Annotated in this window: 15 protein-coding genes; 10 read left to right on the forward strand and 5 right to left on the reverse strand. The window is 73.3% G+C overall.

Features of this window, described 5'->3' with window-relative positions; genetic code table 11:
• Nucleotides 1–230 precede the first annotated feature (230 nt).
• From ACFWV2_RS17520 to ACFWV2_RS17535, 4 genes are all read left to right on the forward strand, one after another.
• Nucleotides 231–1,787: a phytoene desaturase family protein gene (locus ACFWV2_RS17520; protein WP_384405914.1), complete on the forward strand. Its 1,557-nt coding sequence runs from the start codon at nt 231–233 to the stop codon at nt 1,785–1,787.
• Between the two features lie 234 nt (nt 1,788–2,021).
• On the forward strand, nt 2,022–3,056 hold the full coding sequence (tdh, locus tag ACFWV2_RS17525; RefSeq protein ID WP_384405915.1) for an L-threonine 3-dehydrogenase: 1,035 nt from the start codon (nt 2,022–2,024) through the stop codon (nt 3,054–3,056).
• A gap of 3 nt (nt 3,057–3,059) precedes the next feature.
• The gene (locus ACFWV2_RS17530; RefSeq protein WP_384405916.1) at nt 3,060–4,259 is read left to right on the forward strand and encodes a glycine C-acetyltransferase; all 1,200 of its coding nucleotides are present in this window, start codon (nt 3,060–3,062) and stop codon (nt 4,257–4,259) included.
• Nucleotides 4,260–4,375: 116 nt separating this feature from the next.
• Nucleotides 4,376–5,284 (forward strand): LysR family transcriptional regulator, encoded by a 909-nt coding sequence (locus tag ACFWV2_RS17535; protein ID WP_384405917.1) that lies wholly within the window; start codon nt 4,376–4,378, stop codon nt 5,282–5,284.
• Between the two features lie 12 nt (nt 5,285–5,296).
• On the opposite strand, the gene ACFWV2_RS17540 is transcribed toward ACFWV2_RS17535, so the two are convergent.
• Both ACFWV2_RS17540 and ACFWV2_RS17545 read right to left on the reverse strand, forming a co-directional pair.
• Nucleotides 5,297–7,321 carry an exo-alpha-sialidase gene (locus ACFWV2_RS17540; protein ID WP_384405918.1) on the reverse strand — a complete coding sequence of 675 codons (2,025 nt, stop codon included), beginning with the start codon at nt 7,319–7,321 and terminating at the stop codon, nt 5,297–5,299.
• A 96-nt stretch (nt 7,322–7,417) separates the two neighbouring features.
• Nucleotides 7,418–9,073: a serine hydrolase gene (locus ACFWV2_RS17545; RefSeq protein WP_384405957.1), complete on the reverse strand. Its 1,656-nt coding sequence runs from the start codon at nt 9,071–9,073 to the stop codon at nt 7,418–7,420.
• A gap of 311 nt (nt 9,074–9,384) precedes the next feature.
• On the opposite strand from ACFWV2_RS17545, the gene ACFWV2_RS17550 reads away from it, so the two are divergent.
• Nucleotides 9,385–10,482, forward strand: coding sequence for a calcium:proton antiporter (locus tag ACFWV2_RS17550; protein ID WP_384405919.1), 1,098 nt, complete (start codon nt 9,385–9,387; stop codon nt 10,480–10,482).
• Between the two features lie 22 nt (nt 10,483–10,504).
• On the opposite strand, the gene ACFWV2_RS17555 is transcribed toward ACFWV2_RS17550, so the two are convergent.
• On the reverse strand, nt 10,505–12,892 hold the full coding sequence (locus tag ACFWV2_RS17555; RefSeq protein WP_384405920.1) for a penicillin acylase family protein: 2,388 nt from the start codon (nt 12,890–12,892) through the stop codon (nt 10,505–10,507).
• A gap of 155 nt (nt 12,893–13,047) precedes the next feature.
• On the opposite strand from ACFWV2_RS17555, the gene ACFWV2_RS17560 reads away from it, so the two are divergent.
• Nucleotides 13,048–14,562: a fatty acyl-CoA synthetase gene (locus ACFWV2_RS17560; protein WP_384405921.1), complete on the forward strand. Its 1,515-nt coding sequence runs from the start codon at nt 13,048–13,050 to the stop codon at nt 14,560–14,562.
• A 74-nt stretch (nt 14,563–14,636) separates the two neighbouring features.
• On the opposite strand, the gene paaK is transcribed toward ACFWV2_RS17560, so the two are convergent.
• Nucleotides 14,637–15,932: a phenylacetate--CoA ligase PaaK gene (gene paaK / locus ACFWV2_RS17565; protein ID WP_384405922.1), complete on the reverse strand. Its 1,296-nt coding sequence runs from the start codon at nt 15,930–15,932 to the stop codon at nt 14,637–14,639.
• 378 nt (nt 15,933–16,310) lie between these two features.
• Between paaK and ACFWV2_RS17570 the strand changes: the two genes are divergently transcribed.
• From ACFWV2_RS17570 to ACFWV2_RS17585, 4 genes are all read left to right on the forward strand, one after another.
• Entirely contained in the window at nt 16,311–17,531 is a 1,221-nt protein-coding gene (locus tag ACFWV2_RS17570; RefSeq protein WP_384405923.1) for a cytochrome P450, read from the forward strand.
• 16 nt (nt 17,532–17,547) lie between these two features.
• On the forward strand, nt 17,548–18,135 hold the full coding sequence (locus tag ACFWV2_RS17575; protein WP_384405924.1) for a cupin domain-containing protein: 588 nt from the start codon (nt 17,548–17,550) through the stop codon (nt 18,133–18,135).
• A gap of 102 nt (nt 18,136–18,237) precedes the next feature.
• Complete coding sequence (locus tag ACFWV2_RS17580; protein ID WP_384405925.1) at nt 18,238–19,059, forward strand: GNAT family N-acetyltransferase; 822 nt, start codon at nt 18,238–18,240, stop codon at nt 19,057–19,059.
• Between the two features lie 58 nt (nt 19,060–19,117).
• On the forward strand, nt 19,118–21,001 hold the full coding sequence (locus ACFWV2_RS17585) for a serine/threonine-protein kinase (RefSeq protein ID WP_384405926.1): 1,884 nt from the start codon (nt 19,118–19,120) through the stop codon (nt 20,999–21,001).
• Between the two features lie 27 nt (nt 21,002–21,028).
• On the opposite strand, the gene ACFWV2_RS17590 is transcribed toward ACFWV2_RS17585, so the two are convergent.
• Nucleotides 21,029–21,571 (reverse strand): pentapeptide repeat-containing protein (locus tag ACFWV2_RS17590; RefSeq protein WP_384405927.1); only part of this gene is annotated, 543 nt, incomplete at its 5' end.

Consider the following 21,571-nt stretch of genomic DNA (forward strand, 5'->3'; position numbering starts at 1 on the left):
CTGGTCTTGCTGCGATGGGCCGTCCCGCCCCGCCGTGATCCGCCCCCGGCCCCGGTCTTCCTGCGAGGGGCCGTCCCGCCCCGCCGTGGTCCGCCCGAGAAAGCGGCCACCGGCTCCGGTCTTCCGGCGGGCGGCCACCCCGCCCCGCCCTGATCGTCCATGGAGCGCCGCCCTCCGGCCCCACTCCACCGCCCTCTTTCCGGGCCCGGCGCCCCGTGTGAGCATGAGCCATGACCGCTTCCCCACCGTCCGCCGCCGCCCGTTCCTACGACGCCGTCGTCGTGGGCGGCGGCCACAACGGCCTGGTGGCCGCCGCCTACCTCGCCCGCGCCGGACGCTCCGTGCTCGTCCTGGAGCGGCTCGGATCCACCGGTGGCGCCGCCGTCTCCACCCGGCCCTTCGCCGGGGTCGACGCGCGGCTCTCCCGGTACTCGTACCTCGTCTCGCTCCTCCCCGAGAAGATCGTGCGCGAGCTCGGGCTGCGGTTCGCGGTGCGGAAACGGTCCGTCTCCTCGTACACGCCGAAGGGCGACGGGGGTCTCCTCGTCGGCGGCGGCCCCGACCGCACCCGCGCCTCCTTCGCCGCGCTCACCGGCTCCGACCGCGAGTACGACGCGTGGCAGGCCTTCTACGCCCGCACCGGCAGGGCCGCCCGCCGCGTCTTCCCCACCCTGACCGAGCCGCTCCCGACCCGCGCCGCGCTCCGGGACCGCGTCGACGACGCCGAGACCTGGCGGATGCTCTTCGAGGAACCCCTCGGTGTCACCGTCGAACGGACCTTCGCCGACGACCTCGTCCGCGGTGTCGTGCTCACCGACGCCCTCATCGGCACCTTCGCCGACGCCCACGACCCGGCGCTACCGCAGAACCGCTGCTTCCTCTACCACGTCATCGGCGGCGGCACCGGCGACTGGGACGTGCCCGTCGGCGGCATGGGCGCCCTCACCGATGCCCTCGCCGACGCGGCCCGCGCCGCGGGCGCCGACCTCCGCACCGGCCACGAGGTCACCCGGATCGAGACGGACGGCCGCCGCGCCGCGATCACCTACCGCACCGCCGACCGAGAGGACACCGTCGAGGCGGACCACGTCCTCGTCAACGCCTCCCCCCGCGACCTCGCCGCCCTCCTCCGCGAGACGCCGCCGCCGGCCCCGGAAGGCGCCCAGCTCAAGGTCAACATGCTGCTCACCCGGCTGCCGAGACTCCGCGACCGGTCCGTCGACCCGCACGAGGCCTTCGCCGGCACCTTCCACATCGCCGAGGGGTACGGGCAGCTCGCCACCGCCCACGCCGAGGCCGCCGCCGGACGGCTGCCCTCCGCGCCGCCGTCCGAGATCTACTGCCACTCGCTCACCGACCCGACGATCCTCGGCCGCGACCTCGCCGCCACGGGCCACCAGACGCTCACCCTGTTCGGGCTCCACACCCCCGCACGCCTGTTCACCGCCGACAACGAGGGCACTCGGGCCGCGCTCCTCGCGGCGACCCTCGACCAGCTCGACGCGCATCTGGACGAACCGATCACCGACTGCCTCGCCGTCGACGCGGACGGGCGCCCCTGCGTCGAGGCGAAGACCCCACTCGACCTCGAACGCGAACTGCGCCTGCCCGGCGGCCACATCTTCCACCGCGACCTCTCCTTCCCGTACGCGGAGGACGGCACGGGCCGCTGGGGCGTGGAGACCCGGCACGCCAACGTGCTGCTGTGCGGGGCGGGCGCGATCAGAGGCGGGGGAGTGAGCGGCATCCCCGGCCACAACGCGGCGATGGCGGCCCTGGGCCGCTGAGGGAGCGCCGTCCCACGGTGGCCCCCCGTGCCTCCCCGCACGGGGTCCCGCCGTTCGGGCGCGTTGACGTCGCCGGGCGCCCGCCCGGGGTGTGAAGCTGATCTGCGAGCGCGCTTAAGAAATCCTCGATGGACCGCGAGCGCTCCGTACGGAAGATTCTCTTCCAGGGATCTTGGGCACTCAGTCGTGCCCGCGCCCCCACATCACAGGACACGCACGTCGGGAGCCGATGCATTGAAGGCGCTGGTCAAGCTGAAGGCGGAGCCGGGACTCTGGCTCACGGACGTGCCCGAGCCGGAGACCGGCCCCGGAGACGTACTGATCAAGGTCAAGCGGACCGGCATCTGCGGGACCGACCTGCACATCCGCTCCTGGGACGGCTGGGCGCAGAAGACGATCGCCGCGCCCCTGACCATCGGCCACGAGTTCGTCGGCGAGGTCGTCTCCGTCGGCCGTGACGTGGCCGACATCGCCGTCGGCGACCTGGTCAGCGGCGAGGGCCACCTCGTCTGCGGCAAGTGCCGCAACTGTCTGGCCGGACGCCGTCACCTGTGCCGCGCCACCGTCGGCCTCGGGGTCGGCCGGGACGGAGCCTTCGCCGAGTACGTGGCGCTGCCCGCGTCCAACGTGTGGGTGCACCGGGTCGCCGTCGACCTCGACATCGCCGCGATCTTCGACCCGTTCGGCAACGCCGTGCACACGGCGCTCTCCTTCCCGCTCGTCGGCGAGGACGTCCTCGTCACCGGCGCGGGCCCGATCGGCATCATGGCCGCCGCCGTCGCCAAGCACGCCGGCGCCCGCAGCGTGATGATCACCGACGTCAGCGAGGAGCGTCTCGCCCTGGCCCGCAAGACGGGCGTCACCCTCGCCCTCAACGTCGCCGAGCAGACCATCGCCGACGGCCAGCGCACCCTCGGCCTCAAGGAGGGCTTCGACGTCGGCCTGGAGATGTCCGGCAACCCGCACGCCATGCGCGACATGGTCGCCAACATGACCCACGGCGGCAGGATCGCCATGCTGGGCCTGCCCAGCGAGGACTTCGCCGTCGACTGGGCGAAGATCGTCACCTCCATGATCACCGTCAAGGGCATCTACGGCCGCGAGATGTTCGAGACCTGGTACGCGATGTCGGTGCTCCTGGAGGGCGGCCTCGACCTCGCCCCCGTCATCACCGGGCGTTACGCGTACACCGACTTCGAGGCCGCCTTCGACGACGCGGCCTCCGGCAAGAGCGGCAAGATCATCCTCGACTGGACTGCGGGAGCCTGACCCATGTTCGATTCCGTACGCGACGACATCCGCGCCACCCTCGACGAGATCCGGCAGGCCGGGCTCCACAAGCCCGAGCGGGTCATCGGCACGCCCCAGTCGGCCACCGTCGCCGTGACCGAGGGCGGGCGTCCCGGCGAGGTGCTCAACTTCTGCGCCAACAACTACCTGGGCCTCGCCGACCACCCGGAGGTGATCGCCGCCGCCCACGAGGCGCTGGACCGCTGGGGCTACGGCATGGCGTCCGTCCGCTTCATCTGCGGCACCCAGGAGGTGCACAAGGAGCTGGAGGCGCGCCTCTCGGCCTTCCTCGGCCAGGAGGACACGATCCTCTACTCCTCCTGCTTCGACGCCAACGGCGGAGTCTTCGAGACGATCCTCGGCGCCGAGGACGCCGTCATCTCCGACGCCCTCAACCACGCCTCGATCATCGACGGCATCCGCCTCTCCAAGGCCCGGCGCTTCCGCTACGCCAACCGCGACATGGCCGACCTGGAGCAGCAGCTGAAGGAGGCCACGGAGGGCGGCGCCCGGCGCAAGCTCATCGTCACCGACGGCGTGTTCTCCATGGACGGCTACGTCGCCCCGCTCGGCGAGATCTGCGACCTCGCCGAGCGCTACGACGCCATGGTCATGGTCGACGACTCGCACGCCGTCGGCTTCGTCGGCCCCGGCGGCCGGGGCACCCCCGAGCTGCACGGCGTCATGGACCGCGTCGACATCATCACCGGCACCCTCGGCAAGGCCCTCGGCGGCGCCTCGGGCGGTTACGTCGCCGCCCGCGCCGAGATCGTCGCCCTGCTGCGTCAGCGCTCCCGCCCGTACCTCTTCTCGAACACGCTCGCCCCGGTGATCGCCGCCGCCTCGCTGAAGGTCCTGGACCTCCTGGAGTCCGCCGATGACCTCCGCGAGCGGCTGCGCGCCAACACCGAGCTGTTCCGGACCCGGATGACGGCCGAGGGCTTCGACGTCCTCCCCGGCGACCACGCCATCGCCCCCGTCATGATCGGCGACGCCTCCGAGGCGGGCCGCATGGCCGAACTGCTCCTGGAGCGCGGTGTGTACGTGATCGGGTTCTCGTACCCGGTCGTGCCGCAGGGCCAGGCCAGGATCCGGGTGCAGCTCTCCGCCGCCCACTCCACGGCCGACGTGAACCGGGCCGTCGACGCCTTCGTCGAGACCCGAGCCGCCCTGCGCGGCTGAGTGCGAACGCCGGTCCCGCGACCTGCGCGCCCGGGTCGGGGGTGGTCCGCGCGGCCGGTCCCGGACCCCGCGCGGCCGGGACGAGAGCCGGTCTCGCGGCCTGCGAGACTAGGGGCATGATCGAAGCGCGGCGGTTGCACATCCTCCGTGCGGTGGCCGACCACCGCACGGTCACGGCGGCGGCCGCCGCGCTCTATCTCACCCCCTCCGCCGTCTCCCAGCAGCTCGCCGCCCTGGAACAGGAGACCGGTCACCGCCTGGTGGACCGCAGCGCCCGGGGCGCCCGCCTCACCCCCGCCGGCGAGATCCTGCTCAGCCACGCCAACGCCGTCCTCGCCCAGTTGGAGCGCGCCGAGTCGGAACTCGCCGCCTACAGCTCCGGTGACGCCGGTACGGTCACGGTCGCCGCCTTCGCCACCGGCATCGGGCTCGTGGTCGCCCCCGCCCTCACGGCCCTGTCCCGCACCGCGCCCGGCATCCGGGTCCGGGTCCGGGACGCCGAGGGCGACGAGAGCCTGCTCATGGTCCTCGACCGGCAGGTGGACGTGGCCGTCGCGGTCGAGTACCGGGGCGCTCCCGGCGAGGACGACGCCCGCCTCACCCGCGTCCCGCTCTACGCGGAGCCCTTCGACGCGGTCCTGCCGGCCGGCCACCCGCTCGCGCACGAGCGGCGGGTCGCGCTCGCCGACCTCGCCAAGGACACCTGGATCGGCCAGTCCACCGGCAACCCCTGCCATGACGTCACCGTCCTGGCCTGCGAGTACGCCGGGTTCACCCTGCGCCTGGAGCACGCGTCCGACGACTTCCGCGCGGTCGTCGCCCTCGCCTCCGCGGGCGCGGGAGTGGCGCTCGTGCCCCGCTCGGCGCTGCGCGGCATGGAACTCGCGGGGGTGGAGGTACGCCCGATCGACGGTGTGGCCCCGACGCGCAGGGTCTTCGCCGCCGTCCGGCGCGGTGCGGAGGAGCACCCCCTGATCAGCCCCGTGCTCACCGCCCTCCGTACGGCCTCGGAACCGGGCGCCTGACCCCGGGCGGCTCTACCAGACGGTGGAGAAGCCGAGGCGGAGACGTTCGTCCGCGGTGGCCACGTCGAGCGAGCCGCTCTTCACCAGGGCGGCCTCGGCCGGGGTCAGCGCGCGCCGGAAGAGCCGTACGTCGTCGAGCGTGCCACGGAAGAGCTGCGTGACCCCGGGCGGCTGGTTGGGGAAGTCGGGCCGGGCGCCGATGTGGATGTTGAACTGGGCGGCGGGGGTGACGTTCCTGTCGGCCGCCGACGCCCCCTCCGGCATGGCGGCGGTGGCCGGAGCGCCGCCGTCCACCGCGAGGCCGAGGGTGAGGTCGGCGCGGGTGAACACGACGTGGTGCCATGCGCCGTCGTTGTACGAGGAGGGGAGTGTCACCTCCGTGGAACCGATGTCCGTGCCGACGGTGGCGCGCAGGACGTTCCCCGCCCCGGGTTCGGCCCTGACCGAGAAGTGCCGGCCCTTCTTGAGCGGGTCGGTGCCCGGCATCCCGTACGCCCACACGATCGGCAGCGTGCCGGTGGTGGCCGAGTGCCGGAACCAGGCCGTGACGGTGAAGTCCCGGTCGTCGACCCGCAGGGACGGCGAGCAGACCAGACGCAGGTAGTCGTCCGTACCGTCGAGCTCCATGGCCTTGCCGCTGAGGCGGGTTCCGAGTACGGCCCCGCCGTGGACGACGGCGTGGTTGCCCGCCTCGCCGGGTGGCCGCACCCGGGTGTCGGCGGTGCGCGGGCGGCGCAGCTCGGTCGCGGCGTCGTCCATGTCCTTCTCGGTGAAGGCCGCGAAGACGAGGTTGCCGTGCGGGACGTTGCCGGCCGTCTCGTACAGGACGCCGAGGGAGCCGTCCGGCAGGAGGGTCAGATCGGAGTAGCCGGTGCGGGCCGCCGAGACGAGGGTGCCGACGGTCCTCCAGGTCTTCCCCTCGTCGTACGAGGAGCGGACGGCCAGCTCGCGACGGTCCTCCAGCGGGTTCGGGCCCAGGCGGGAGGGGCCGGAGTAGAGCAGCCGCTCGGGCCTGCCGTCCTGGTCGGGTGCGTGCAGTCGCAGCAGCGAGCCGAACGTGGGGGAGGTGTCCAGATCGGCCACGGGAGTGAAGGGCGCGGCGAAGGAGGCGCCGCCGTCGGCGCTCGTGGTCTCCAGCCGGTGGTCGTTGGTCGCGCATCGGCTGGGCTCGGAGTTGCGGGCGTTGACGTGGACGGCGCCGTCGGTGGTCTGGGCGACCGTCAACTCGGCCGGGAACGCCCCGGACTTGCTCACGGCGGGGGTGACGGCGCCGAGCTTCCACGTCAGGCCGCCGTCGTCGCTGTGGTAAAGGTGGGCGCCCGCGGTCGTGTTGCCCCCCGCCGTGTGGTCGCCGGGCACGATCAGCCGGCCCCGGTGCGGTCCGCGGGTGAGCTGGATGCCGTGGCCGGGTCCGGTGGACACCCACCCCCACCCGGGGGCCTTCAACTGCGGCAGCTCGACGCTCGCGGACCAGGTCACGCCGCCGTCCGAGCTGTGGACGGAGTGGATGGTACGGGGAAAGCCGTCACGATCGGGCTTGGCCCCGTCACGGTTCCAGTCGCTGCTGGCGTACAGCAGGGTGATCCGGCCGGTGACGGCGTCCACCACGGGCACGGGGTTGCCGTGCGCCCGCGTGTCTCCCGCGCCGATGATCACCCGGAGGTCCTCCCAGTGCGCACCGCCGTCGACGGACCTCTTGAGCACGATGTCGTTGTCGCCGACGTCGTGGCAACCCGTCGTCGGCAGCCGGGTGCGGCCCTCGGCGAACGCGAGGAGGACACCGTCGGTGCTGGTGACGAGGGCGGGGATCCGCGTGCAGAAGTAGTTCTCGCGCGCCTTGAACGGCGTGGTGAGCACCTGGGTCGTGAGCGGTGCGGTGGACGCCGTGGTGGCGGTCGTCCCCGATGCGTCCGCGCGGGACGGCGGTGCGACCGCGAGCACGACCGTGGCCAGGACGGCGAGGGAGAGAGCGCACAGCCATGCGGAGAGGGGGAAGCGGCGCGCGCCGGGGGGACGGCGCTCGGGCAGGGACGACACGAAGGAAACACCTCGTTACGCAGGAGATCTCCCGCCGGGACGGTATCTCATGTGATCACGTGTCCGGGGTCCCTGCGGGCGCTGCGCCCGGCGTGTTCAATCGACCGACCTGCACCATCCGTTCGCCTCGATCCGCGCCTCGTCCGCCGGCCGCGCGGCGTCGAACACCGGGCGCCCCGCCCCGTCGAGGAGCCGGAGCCCGTCCACGTACACGCCACGCCCCACGTACCGCCGGTCCATGGTGTACCGCCAGCGCACGAGTCCCTCCGCCCGGTTCAGCGGCGCGGACACGGTGTGCCAGACCCGCCCGGACCAGCCGCCGACCGTCCCCGTCGGGTGCTCGGTGCGCCCGTCGGTGGTGAAGGGCACCGGCCGCCAGGTCCTGCCGCCGTCCGCCGAGGCCTCCAGGGCGGTCGCGTCCGCGCCGGGCACGGTGTCCCACCACAGGGTGCACGCGAACCGTGCCGCACCCGGCACCGGCGGCAGGGTGAGGGTGCCGGTGCTGCCGCTCGTCATGCCGGAGAACCAGGCCGCGCGACCCCCGGCCGACCGTACGGGCACGGCCCTGGCCAGCCGGTCGGCGAGGGCGACGCGCGGGGCGGAGCCCGAGCGCCAGGACCGCACCGGGTGCACGGAGTTGCCGAGGACGATCAGGAACGTGTCGGTCGTCGGGTCCAGGACCATGCTGGTACCGGTGAATCCGGTGTGCCCGGCCGTACGGGGAGTGGCCATCGCGCCCATGTACCCGTGCTGGTGCAGCTCGAAGCCGAGGCCGTGGCCGTGACCGGGGAAGGCGCCGGCGAAGTCGGTGAACATGAGGTCCACCGAGGCGGGGGAGAGGATGCGTGCCGGGCCGTACGCCCCGCCGTTCAGCAGGGTGCGGGCGAGGACCGCGAGGTCCCAGGCGCGGGAGAAGATCCCGGCGTGGCCCGCGACCCCGCCGAGAGCGTGGACGTTCTCGTCGTGGACCTCGCCCCGCACCATGCCCCGGTCGAGGCCGGACCACGGTGGTCGGGCGTCCTCGGTGGCGGCGATCCCCGGCCGCCAGGAGAGCGGTGGAGCGAAACGAGTGCGGGGCATCCCGAGGGGAGCGGTGATCTCGTCGTGGAGCAGGACATCCAGACCGTGACCGGTGATCTCCTCCAGGACCAGCTGAAGTGTGATCAGATTCAGATCGGAGTAGAGGTACGCGGTCCCCGGCGAGTGCGCCGGGCCCTCGTCCCACAGCAGCCGCAGACTCCCCTCCCGCGTGCGCTCCTCGTACAGCGGAAGCCACGCCCGGAGCCCCGAGGTGTGGGTGAGCAGCTGACGTACCGTGACCTCCCGTTTCCCGCCGCCACCGAACTCCGGGAGGTACGCGGTGACCCTCGCCTCCAGGTCCAGTGTTCCGCGCTCGATCTGCTGCACCGCCAGGATCGAGGTGAACAGTTTGGTGACCGACGCCAGGTCGAAGACGGTCTCCTCGGTCATGGCGACCCGGCGCTCCGGCGGCAGCTCGACGCCGGTGTCCGTCGTCTCGTCGTAGGCCGAGTACCGCACCGCCGAGCCGATCGCCCGGTGCAGGGCGACGATCCCGCCACGGCCGGCGAGCAGCACGGCGCCCGCGTACCAGGGGTGGGTGGGGGAGGGCGCGAGGAACCTCTCCGCCTCCGTGACCAGCCCGTCCAGGTGCGCGGAGAGCAGCCCGGCCTCCTCGGCCGAGCCCGGCCGCAGGCTGGTGCGCCTGCCGGCCCCGCCTCCGCCTTCCGCCATGCCCACGCTCTCGACACCTCCTTCGCACGTTCAAGGCCGCAGCCGCCGTCTCCCCCGCGCCCGGCTCAGGCTCAGGCTCAAGCGCAGGCTAAGGGGTCGGCTCCGGACTTCCTTCCAGGACGGTTACCCGGCCGAGATCGAGGCGGCACTGCGTCCCGGTCGTGCCCCGCGAACCCCACGGCGAGCGGGACAAGTGCCGCCTCCGCGACCCCTGCCGGGAGGGTCGGGAGCGTCCGTTCCAGCCGCTCGTCCACCGGCCGCGACCTTGGAACGAAAGGGCTGAAAGCATCCTTTGTGGCAGGATGCGGATCATGAGTTCGAGTACGGCGGCGACGGCACGGCAGTGGACCACCTGGGGGCCGGTGGTGGCGGCGCTTGCCCTCGCGGCGGCCTGGGGGCGGGATCTCCCGGGCTTCGCCGTCGGGCTCATCACGCTCTGCCTCTTCGGCGCCGTCCTCGCGGCGGTCCACCACGCCGAGGTCATCGCCCACCGCGTCGGCGAACCCTACGGCTCGCTCGTCCTCGCCGTCGCGGTCACCGTCATCGAGGTCGGGCTCATCGTCACGCTGATGGCGGGAGGCGGTGAGAAGACCTCCACGTACGCGCGTGACACCGTCTTCGCCGCCGTCATGATCACCTGCAACGGCATCGTCGGCCTGTCCCTCCTCGTCGCCGCCCTTCGCACCCGGGTCGCGGTCTTCAACGCCGAGGGGTCCGGAGGCGCGCTCGCCACCGTCTGCACCCTGGCCACGATGACGCTGGTCCTGCCCACCTTCACCACCAGCCAGCCCGGCGCCGAGTTCTCCACCGCGCAGCTCGCCTTCGCCGCGGTCGCCTCCCTCTGTCTGTACGGCGTGTTCGTCGGCGTCCAGACCGTACGGCACCGGGACTACTTCCTCCCGGTGCCGCGCCCCGGCCACGACTCGGCGGACGAGCACGCCGAGCCGCCCACCCGGCGCGACACCTGGACCAGCCTCGGCCTGCTCCTGGTCGCCCTCGTCGCCGTCGTCGGAAACGCCAAGCTGATCTCGCCGACCATCGAGAACGGCGTCGAGTCGGCGGGCCTGCCCAAGGCGGTCGTCGGCGTCGTCATCGCCCTCATGGTGCTGCTGCCCGAGACCCTCGCCGCCGTCCGCGCCGCCCGCAGGGACCGGGTGCAGACCAGCCTCAACCTGGCGTACGGCTCCGCGATCGCCAGTATCGGACTGACGATTCCGGCGATCGCGCTCGCATCGATCTGGCTGTCCGGGCCCCTCGTGCTCGGTCTCGGCCCGCTCCACATGGTCCTGCTCGTCCTCACCGGTGTGGTGAGCGCCCTGACCGTGGTGCCCGGACGTGCCAACCTCCTCCAGGGCGGCGTCCACCTCTCGATCTTCGCGGCCTTCGTCTTCCTGTCGTTCAGCCCCTGACGACGGGGCCCGGAAGAGGCGTTCAGCCCCTGACGACCACCACCCGCAGCGCCGGTGAGCGCAGGATGTCCTTCTCGCAGAACCGGGAGGTCACCCAGCGCTCACCCGCGTACAGCCGGGTCTGGTCGCTGTAGTGCGGCGACGCCGGGTTCGACGACTGGGAGTACGACAGCAGGGTCCGGGCCACCGGGCACCTTCCGCCGTCCCAGCCCACCGCCTGCACATGGCTGGTCCCGTGCGCCACCTCGACGTAGCCGCCGCCCGCCGCGTCCCACACGGATTCGGTCTTGTTCCAGATCCCGAGCGACTCGGTGCCGCCGCTCACCGGGATCCGCTGCCCGCTCCGTACGACGAACTGATGGGCGCCCAGGGGCGCGTCCAGCGGGATCCCGGCGGCCCGCAGCTCCGCCGCCGCGTCGGTCAGCGCCTTCGCGAACCCGGGCGCCGACGTGTTCAGGGTGTTCGGGGTACGGACGGGGTCGTTCGGCGAGAACGGCACCTTCCACTGGTCGGCCGGCCTCACCGTGCCGGTGAACTTCCGCCAGAACCGGTCGAAGAGCAGCGCGCCCCGGCTGCCGGTGTCCACCGTCCGGTCCCAGGCGCCGATCACCCGGCAGACCTCCGGGTCGCCCGGGAGCGCGCCCGCGCAGGCCTCCGCCGCGTCGGCGGCCGCCAGGTCACCGGCCGGCGCCCGGTTGGCGAACTGCTGGCGCTGCAGGTCCGCCACCGTCAGCCGGCCGCGCTCCGCCATCGCCGCCACGTCCTCGATCCCGCCCCGGGTGCGCAGCGAACGCGGGGTCGCGATCGTCCCGAAGACACGCTCGTAGCCGGTCAGCGGCCGGTCGGCGTGGGTCAGCCAGGCACTGTCGTTGGAGTTCGCCACGTACGGGGTGTCCCGAAGGACCGGCATCCGCGCGGGGCCGAAGACCCCCGCCTGTACCGCGTCGGGGTCGGAGCCGATCGCGCAGTCCGACCGGGAGCCGTCGAGCACCGCCACACCCGATGACGGGTAGGTGGCCCGGCCGAGCGGGGTGGAGCAGCGCCGGTCGAGTTCGTCGGTGACGCGGGGGAGTACCTGCGCCTGGGTGAAGAGGGAGTGCCCCGCCGAGTCCGCGGCGATCGTGTTGACCCAGGGCAGGCCCTGGGTGCGTGCGAGGGTGTCGGCGATGTCCTGCGTGGACCGGGCCTTCCCGAAGCCGAGTGCGGTGTCGGAGCCGCGCAGGTTGACCGCGTTGGGGTCGTTGAGCGCGTACGCCGTGGTGGGGGACCACGGCAGCGGGAGCTGGGCGCCGAGGCCGCCGACGACGGGGCCGTACCGGGTCCACCACTGGGTGCGGGTGACGGGCGCGCCGTCCCTCACCGGCACGGTCACCGTGCGCGGGGTCATCCGCTCGGGCCGGCCGTCCACCAGGTACGCGGTCGGGTCACCGGGCGCGAGCGTCAGCTGGTGCAGGTTCAGCGGCACCCCGGTGGCGACGGTGTGGCTCCAGGCCACCTTGTCGTTGAAGCCGATGTTCACGACGGTGGTGCCGAGGAGCGAGGCACCGGAGACGTTCAGTTCGCCCGGGATGGTCTGCTGCGACTGCCAGAAGCGGCGTCCGCCCTGCCACGGATAGTGCGGGTTGCCGAGGAGCAGCCCGCGCCCGTTCGCCGTGGTGGCGCCCGAGAAGGCGACGGCGTTGGAGCCCATGGTGGCGTTCCCGGCGGCGAACAGGTCCCGCGCGGCCGCGGCCGCACGCTCCGGGTCGGGCGCCCGTACGGGCTCCCCCGTGGAAGCGGCCGGCGGCCGGGCGGCGGTGATGCCGTCGACGGCCCGGCCCTGCCCGCCGAGCACCGACACGGCGAAGCCCCGCCGGGCCACGTCGAGCGCGGTCACCGGACGGACCCACGCGGCCTTCGCGCAGGCGGGATCCGATATCCGGTTCTTCCGCAGCCAGGCGTTGTACCCGGCCGCCCAGCCGCGCATCAGTTCCTTGAGGTCACGGCTCGGCCCGGCCGGTGCCGGGGTCGCGAGCAGCTCCTCGACCGTCCCGGCGTCCTTCACCCCGCGGAAGTACAGGTCGCTGGAGAGGTTCGTGGCGGCGGAGGAGAGCGAGCCGTCCGTGGCGGCGTCCGGACCGAAGTGCCGGGACCGTTCACCGTTCACGGTCAGGAAGCCGTCCGCGAGGGTGCAGACCTGGTCGGCGGCCTGGGCCCAGCCCGTCCCGAAACCGAGGTTCGGGTAGTCCTTGGCCACGATGTGCGGGACGCCGTACTCGGTGTACCGGATGACGGCCGACAGCCCCCGGTCGGAGGGACGGTGGCCCCGACCGCCGGAGTCCGCGGCCGCCGCGCCCGGCAGCGAGGCGGTGACGACGGCGAGGGCGGCGCCGGTGAGCGCCAGGTGTTTCAGACGGGTGCGGAGATGCAACGTGTCTCCCGACGGACGGATGTGCACTGCTGGTTGCCCCATGCACCCAGCCGCGCGCCCCCTTGTCAACATCCCGTTCGGTATCCGGCGTCCGGACAAGTGCGGCACTGGGAGCGGTACTTGACCCTCGGACCGTCCGCGCCGAGGATCACCGCATGGACCGACTCCTCAGCCGTACCGTCGACGGCTTCCTGCGCGCGAGCGCCCGGCGTGTCCCCGACCGGATCGCCGTCCGGTACGCCGACAGGACGTGGACGTACGCGGAGCTGGACGCGGCCGTCTCCACCGCCGCAGCGGTCCTGCGCGAGCGGCGGCACGGCCTCGCCCTGCCGGAGTACGCCCGGGTGGCGACGTACGGCCACAACTCGGACGCCTACCTCATCGCGTTCCTCGCCTGCGCCCGGTCCGGGCTGATCCACGTGCCGGTCAACCACCACCTGACGGGTGAGGACCTCGCGTACGTCCTGGAGCAGTCGGACAGCTCGCTCGTCCTCGCAGACCCGGCCCTCGCGGACCGCGTCCCCGACGGCTTCGCGGTCAAGGCCCTGCGTGACGCGCCCGGTTCACTGCTCGACGCGCTCGCCGAACCGGAGACGTACCCCACCGACCGCGACGCCCGAGACCTCGCCCAACTGCTCTACACCTCGGGCACCACCGCCCTCCCCAAGGGCGCGATGATGAGCCACCTCGCGCTCGCCCACGAGTACACGAGCGCCATCGAGGCCCTCGACCTGCACGAGGACGACCGGCCGGTGCACGCCCTGCCGCTGTACCACTCGGCGCAGATGCACGTCTTCCTGCTGCCCTGTCTCGCGGTCGGCGCCGAGAACACGATCGTCGACGGCCCCGATCCGGCCGTCCTGTTCGACCTGATCGAGGCCGGGCGCGCGGACAGCCTCTTCGCCCCGCCGACCGTCTGGATCGGCCTCGCCGGCCACCCCGAGTTCGCCGGTCGCGACCTGTCCGCCCTGCGCAAGGCGTACTACGGGGCGTCGGTCATGCCGGTGCCCGTCCTGGAGCGGCTGCGCACCCGGCTCCCGGGGCTCGCCTTCTACAACTGCTTCGGCCAGTCCGAGATCGGGCCGCTCGCCACCGTCCTCGGCCCGGACGAGCACGAGGGCCGGATGGAGTCGTGCGGCCGTCCGGTCCGCCATGTCGAGGCACGCGTCGTCGACGAGAACGGCGACGACGTCCCCGACGGCACCCCCGGCGAGATCGTCTACCGCTCGCCGCAGCTGTGCGACGGCTACTGGCGCAAGCCCGACGAGACGAAGGCGGCCTTCCGAGGCGGCTGGTTCCACTCGGGCGACCTCGCCGTCCGCGACACCGAGGGCTACTACACGATCGTCGACCGGGTGAAGGACGTCATCAACTCCGGCGGCGTCCTCGTCGCCTCCCGCCAGGTCGAGGACGCGCTGTACACCCACCCCGGCGTCGCGGAGGTGGCCGTGATCGGTCTCCCCGACGACCGCTGGATCGAAGCGGTCACGGCCGTGGTCGTCCCGCGCGGCGAGGTCACCGAGGCCGAACTCCTCACCCACGCACGGGAGAGGCTCGCCCCCTTCAAGGCCCCCAAGCGCGTCCACTTCACCCCCGGACTGCCCCGCAACGCCAGCGGCAAGATCCTCAAGCGCGAACTCCGCGACCGCCTCGCCGGCGAGCCCTCATGACCCCCTCGGGCCAGTCCGGAAACCAGCGCCGCTCGTCTGCGTGACGAGCGTGGGCGGGCCCTTCCGGACAGGCCTCAGCGCTTCCCGCCCTCCCGCAGGTCCACGATCCGCTTGATCTTGCCCACCGACCGTTCCAGCGTCCCGGTGTCGACCACCTCGACCCCGACCGAGACCCCGATCCCGTCCTTGACCGCCGCCGCGAGCGTCCGGGCCGCCTCCGCCCGCTCCTCGCCCGTCGCCCCCGGGCGGGCCTCGGCGCGTACCGTCAGGGCGTCGAGCCGTCCCTCCCGGGTGAGCCGCAGCTGGAAGTGGGGGGCCACGCCCGGCGTACGGAGCACGAGCTCCTCGATCTGCGTCGGGAAGAGGTTCACCCCGCGCAGGATGATCATGTCGTCGCTGCGCCCGGTCACCTTCTCCATCCGCCGGAACACCCGCGCGGTCCCCGGCAGCAGACGCGTCAGATCACGGGTCCGGTAGCGGACCACCGGCATGGCCTCCTTGGTGAGCGAGGTGAAGACCAGCTCCCCCTCCTCGCCGTCCGGGAGCACCTCGCCGGTGAAGGGGTCCACGACCTCCGGGTAGAAGTGGTCCTCCCAGATGTGCAGTCCGTCCTTGGTCTCCACGCACTCCTGCGCCACGCCTGGCCCGATCACCTCCGACAGGCCGTATATGTCGACCGCGTCGATCGCGAAGGCCTCCTCGATCTCCTTCCGCATCGCCTCCGTCCACGGCTCCGCGCCGAAGACGCCCACCTTCAGGGAGGTCGAGCGCGGGTCCACGCCCTGCCGCCCGAACTCGTCGAGCAGCGTCAGCATGTACGAGGGGGTCACCATGATGACCTCGGGCCGGAAGTCCTGGATCAACCGCACCTGCCGGGCCGTCATGCCGCCGGAGGCGGGGATCACCGTGCACCCGAGCCGTTCCGCGCCGTAGTGGGCGCCGAGCCCGCCGGTGAACAGGCCGTACCCGTACGCCACATGCACCTTGTGGCCCGGGCGGACGCCGGCGGCCCGCAGGGACCGGGCCACCACGTCCGCCCAGGTGTCGAGGTCGCCTTCGGTGTAGCCGACGACGGTCGGACGGCCGGTGGTGCCGCTGGAGGCGTGGACGCGGCGGATCCGGTCCGGTTCGACGGCGAACATGCCGAAGGGGTAGTGGTCGCGGAGGTCCGCCTTGGTGGTGAAGGGGAAGCGGGACAGGTCCGCGAGGGTCCGGCAGTCGTCCGGGGCCACGCCGGCCGCGTCGAAGGAGCGCCGGTGGAAGTCCACGTTCTCGTACGCGTGGCGCAGGGTCGCCCGCAGGCGCTCCAGCTGGAGTGCCGCGAGTTCCTCGCGCCCGAGCCGTTCGCCGCTGTCCAGCAGGTCCGTCATCGCGCTGCTCCTCCACGGCCCCGGTCACGGACCGGACGACCGATCATTCGGTAGATGCGTTCCGGGACAGTAGAACCGCAGGGGCCGGGGGGTTGGCAAGGGGTCGGCCGGCCCTTTTCCCGGCACCGCCGGGTGCGAACCGATCATCACACCTTGGGGTGTCTTTTCGGCGGGCCCCGGGACGGCGCGCCTCCGGGGCGGGGAAGGCTGGATCAGCCGAGGTCCGCCCGGTCTCGGTCCCGCCGCCCCGGCCCGGGCGGCGGCCCGCCCGCGTGCCCGGACGAAAGTGAACGTCATGCCCGACCCGCACCGCCCCGCCGTCACCCCTCCCCACCCGCAGCACCGCCCCGCCGTCGCCCCTCCCGAGGGGGCGGCCTCGTGACCGCCACCACCGCCACCGACGCCGACTCCCCCCAGGTCCACTTCTGGGCCGTGCCCGACCTCACCGGCCTCGACTTCGACCCGCTGCTCGCCAAGCTGCTGCACGAGGACCCGGTCAGCCGGGTCCGGCTGCCCAACGGCGAGGGTCACGCCTGGCTCGTCACCCGGTACGAGGACGTCAAGTTCGTCTCCGTCGACCCCCGCTTCAGCCGCCAGGCCGTCTGGGGCCGTTCCATCACCCGGGTCGCCCCCCACTTCATCCCGATGGAAGGCGCCGTCGGTTTCGCCGACCCGCCGGACCACACCCGGATGCGCCGCGTCGTCGCCCGCGCCTTCAGCGCCCGCGCCCTGCGCGCGCTGCGCGACCACGCCCAGGACGTCATGGACCGGCTCCTGGACCGGGTCGAGGAGCACGGCGCGCCCGCCGACCTCATGGAGCTCGTCAACCGGCCGTTCCCGCTCGCCATGGTCAGCGAACTCATGGGGGTGCCCGAGGGCGACCAGCCGCTGATGGCCCGCTGGTCCGACACCATCATCTCCGCCGCCGCCGGCCGCGAGGCCAGCGAACAGGCCAAGGCCGACATGGGCCGTTACTTCACCGAGCTCATCGGCCGCACCCACGGCACCGGCAAGGAGACCCTCGCCGCCGTCCTCGCCGACGCCGTCGACGACGACACCCTCACCGAACACGAGGCCGTCGGACTCGCCGTCCTCATCCAGATCGGCGGCGCCCACGCGGTCCGCAACAACAGCGCCAACATGGTGTACGCGCTGCTCACCCACCCCGAGCACCTCGCCCGGCTGCGCGCGGAACCCGCCCTGGTCCCGCAGGCCGTCGACGAACTCCTCCGCTACATCCCGCACCGCAACGCCGTCGGTCTCTCCCGGATCGCCCTGGAGGACGTCGAGGTCGGCGGGGTCACCATCCCGGCCGGCGACCCGGTCTACGTGTCCTACCTGACCGCCAACCGCGACCCCGCCGTCTTCCCCGACCCGGAACGGCTGGACTTCGACCGCGGCTACAACCCGCACGTCGCCTTCGGACACGGCCCCCACTACTGCCCCGGCTCGGCGCTCGCCCGCATCGAGTCGGAGATCCTCGTCGACTCCCTGTGGACCCGCTTCCCGAACCTGCGGCTCGCCGTGCCCGAGGACCAGATCCGCTGGCAGCGCGGAGCCCTCATCCGCGGCCCCGAGACCCTCCCGGTCGCCTGGTGAGAGGAACCCGCACACCGTGACAGCCACCGCGATCGGACCGGGCGGCGGCCTCATCGTGCCGCCCGGCCACGGCAAGACCCTCACCACCGCCGCCCAGCACGTCACCTTCAAGGTGACCGGCGAGCACTCCCGTACCGCCTCCACCTTCGAGGTCGTCGTGCCGCCCGGCTTCGACGTCGGCGCCCACGCCCACGGACACAGCGAGGAACTCTTCTACGTCCTGGAGGGGGAACTCGACGTCCTCGCCTTCGAACCGCTCGTCCGCACGACGGACAGCTGGCGGGAATGGGAGTCCTCCTCCGGGCAGCGGGCCGTGCGGGCGACCCCCGGAACCCTGATCCTGGTGCCGCCCGGCTGCCCGCACGCCTTCGCCAACCCCACCGGGGACCCCGTACGCATGCTCTTCCAGGCCTCCCCGCCACCCGACCACGAGCGGTACTTCGAGGAACTCATGGAGATCCTCGCCTCGGGCGGAGAGGTCGACCACCAAGCCGTCGAACGGCTCCGGATCCGCTACGACATCGAACAGATCACCCCGCTCCGGCACGACGCGGGAACGACCGGATCGCCGTCCGCGTCCGGCAGGGTGACCCCCGCCCTATGACCGCGCGAGGACCGCGGCCCGGCCGGCCCCGGCCGGGCCGTCGCCGTCCCGACCAGCGGAAACCCCGTTGCAGGGGGGCGGACGCGATGCTGGAGTGATCCCATGGAACCCCAGCGCCTGCGTGACCTGTACGACCGTCAGCTCCGCCACGGGGCCCGCCCCGAGGGCCCCGGCTGCCGGGTCGAACGCCTCGCTGACGTCGTCCGCCAGACCGGACCGGCGCACGCCTGGAACGGCGTGCTCTGGTCCCGCCTCGACGCCTCCGCCGCCGACCGGGCCATCGCCGAACAGATCGACCACTACCGCACCGCCGGTCTGTCCTTCGAGTGGAAGCTGTACGCCCACGACACCCCCGCCGACCTCGGCGAGCGGCTCCTCGCCGCCGGCTTCACCGCCGAGGACCCCGAGACCCTGATGGCCGCCGAAGCCGCCTCTCTGCCCCTGGACGCACCGCTCCCCGAGGGCGTCGAACTCCGCCCGGTCACCGACGAGGCCGGGGTGCGCCAGGTGGTCGAGGTCCACGAACGCGCCTTCGGCACCGACAGCACCCACATCGGCCGCCGGCTCCTCGACCGCCTCGCGGCCGACCCCGACACCGTCACCGCCGTCGTCGCCCTCGCGGCCGGCGAACCCGTCAGCGCGGCCCGCCTCGAACTCTGCCCCGGCACCGACTTCGCCGGACTCTGGGGCGGCGGCACCGTCGAGAGCTGGCGGGGCCGCGGCCTCTACCGCGCCCTCGTCGCCCACCGCGCCCGCCTCGCGGCCGAACGGGGCCACCGCTACGTCCAGGTCGACGCCGCCGCCACCAGCCGCCCCATCCTCCAGCGGCTCGGCTTCCTCACCCTCTCCACCACCACCCCCTACACGTACGCCGGACAGGCCGGCCGCACCGCCGCCCGGCCTCCCTCGGGTCGGGCGGGGTGACCGCACAACGGTAGGGTGCCGTGCGGCAACAGAGGTCAGCGTGGGGAGACATGAGTACATGAGCGGTCAGCAGCCAGGGAGAGGCGACGCGGGCGAGATCTTCCACCCGCTCGCGGCGGACGACCCCACCACGGTCGCGGGATACCGGCTGGCCGCCAAGCTGGGGGCGGGCGGCATGGGAAAGGTGTACCTGTCGTACACGCCCGGTGGCCGGCCCGTGGCGATCAAACTGATCCGCCCCGAGTTCGGCGAGGACGCGGAGTTCCGCCGCCGCTTCGCCCAGGAGGTGCGTTCCGCGCAGCGCGTGCAGGGGCTCTTCACCGCGCCCGTGATCGACGCCGACCCCGAAGGCGCCCAGCCCTGGCTGGCCACCGCCTACGTCCCGGGCCCGTCCCTCGCCGACGCCGTCGTGGCCCACGGGGCGCTCCCCGTGGAGACGGTGCTGCTGCTCGTCGCCGGGATGGCCGAGGCCCTGCACGTCATCCACGGAGCCGGGATCGTCCACCGCGACCTCAAGCCGTCCAACGTGCTGCTCGCCTCCGACGGACCCCGGGTCATCGACTTCGGCATCGCCCACGCGGCCGACGCGACCTCGCTCACCGGCAGCGGCGTCACCATCGGCACCCCGTCGTTCATGGCTCCCGAGCAGGCCGCGGGCCGCAAGGTCACCCCGGCGACGGACATCTTCGCGCTCGGACAGGTCGCGGCCTACGCGGCGACGGGCGTCCCCGCGTTCGGCGAGGGCACCTCGCACGGCGTGCTCTACCGCATCGTGCACGAGCAGCCGGACCTCACCGCGGTGCCGGAGCGGCTGAGCGAGCTGGTCACCCGGTGCCTCGCGAAGGACCCCGAAGCGAGGCCGACGCTCGCCGAGATCATCCGCCTCTGCCAGCAGGCGAACGCCGCGACGGTGCTCCGCCGCCCCGAGGACTGGCTTCCGGCCCCGGTCTCCGCCGACATCACGGCGAGGGCGGCCGCCCCCGCACCCGTCCAGACCCCGCCGCCCCCGGCGGCCGCCCCCGCGGTCGGCTACTCACCCACCGCTCCGTCGGGCCCGCCCCCCGGCTACGCCCCCACCGCCCCCGCGGGACCTACCGCGCCCGCCGCTCCGGCCCCGCCGGCCGGCCCGCCCGGCGCCCACCGGACACCCGTCGGACAGCAGTTCGGGCCGTACCGCACGCCTCCGCCCCATGCGGCGCCGGTGCACGCCGCCCCGGTCCACGCCGCGTACGCGCCGACGCAGGGGCCCGGCCCCGCGCCGTACCAGCACCTCGGCGGCCCGGGCGGGCAACCGCCCACGGCGCCCGGCGCCTCACGGGGCCGGGCCGGACGAGGACTGCTGGTCGCCGTCGCCGCCGTACTCGCCTTCGGCGCGGTGGGCGGTGTGACGGCGTACGCCCTGCTGAAGGACAAGGGGCAGACGACCGCGGCGAACGGCGACAAGCCGAGCGGGGGCACGTCGAGCGGCGACCCGTCGAACAGTCAGGGCGGAGCGACGACACCCGGCACCACCGGCAGCACCCCGAGTACGAGGCCCTCCACCGGCACCGACCCGCAGCCCGCCGACTACACGAGCGTCAACCTCACCGCCGGCTACCACCTGACCCTCGGCGACGACACCGTGCGACCCCAGGACGGTGAGGACGGCGGGTACGAACTCTCCTACGACACCGGCGGTTACCTCGACGCGGAGGTCACCGGTGGCAGCCTGGTCCTCCTCGACCCGGGGCAGAAGGGCTCCCTCGCCGTGTGCCGCGCGGAGACCCGCTTCACCCAGAACGTCTACGTGAACAAACTGTCCACGGGCCGCCAGATCTGCGTCACGACCGGCACGGGACACCTGGGACTCGTCACGGTCAAGGGCATCTCTCCGGAGGACTCGCCCAGCACCTACCTGACGCTCGACGTCACGGTCTGGCGGAACGCGGCGGCCTCCTCCTAGGCCTCCCGGGCAGGAGGCGGGGGACGGTCAGGCCGTCCAGTGCGCGGGGCGCTCGAAGCCCTCCGGGACCCGGGTGTCGGCGTTCCCGCGCGCCGCGTTCAGCTGGGGCTGCGTCAGGAAGAGGGCGCCGGTCAGGTCCGCCCCCGACAGATCGGCGTCGCGGAGGTCGGCGCCGATCAGATCGGTGAGCGACAGATCCGCCCCCGTGAGATCGGCGGCGATGAGCAGCGCCCCCCGCAGGTCGGTGCCGCGCAGCCGCGCCCCGCGCAGCCGCTTCCCGACCAGGTCCGCGCCGCGCCGGCTCCTCGGCTTCCCGCCGGCCGTCGCGCGGACCAGCTCACTCGTCCGCAGGAGCAGCCGGTTCACGTCGGCGCGCACCTCGGGCACACGGAGCTGCTCCAGCGTGTCCGCCGAGACACGGGTGAGCGCCTCGACACGGTCGAGCGCACCCCTCAGGTCGGCGTGGGGGGGGCGGGCCCCCCGCCGGGGCCCCGCCGCGGGGGGGGGTCGCCGCCGCGCGGGCGCCGGGGGCCCCACCAAGAAAACAGCGAACAAAACGCGCCAGGGGTC

It is taken from the genome of Streptomyces sp. NPDC058671 (genome assembly GCF_042716475.1).
GTDB lineage: Bacteria > Actinomycetota > Actinomycetes > Streptomycetales > Streptomycetaceae > Streptomyces.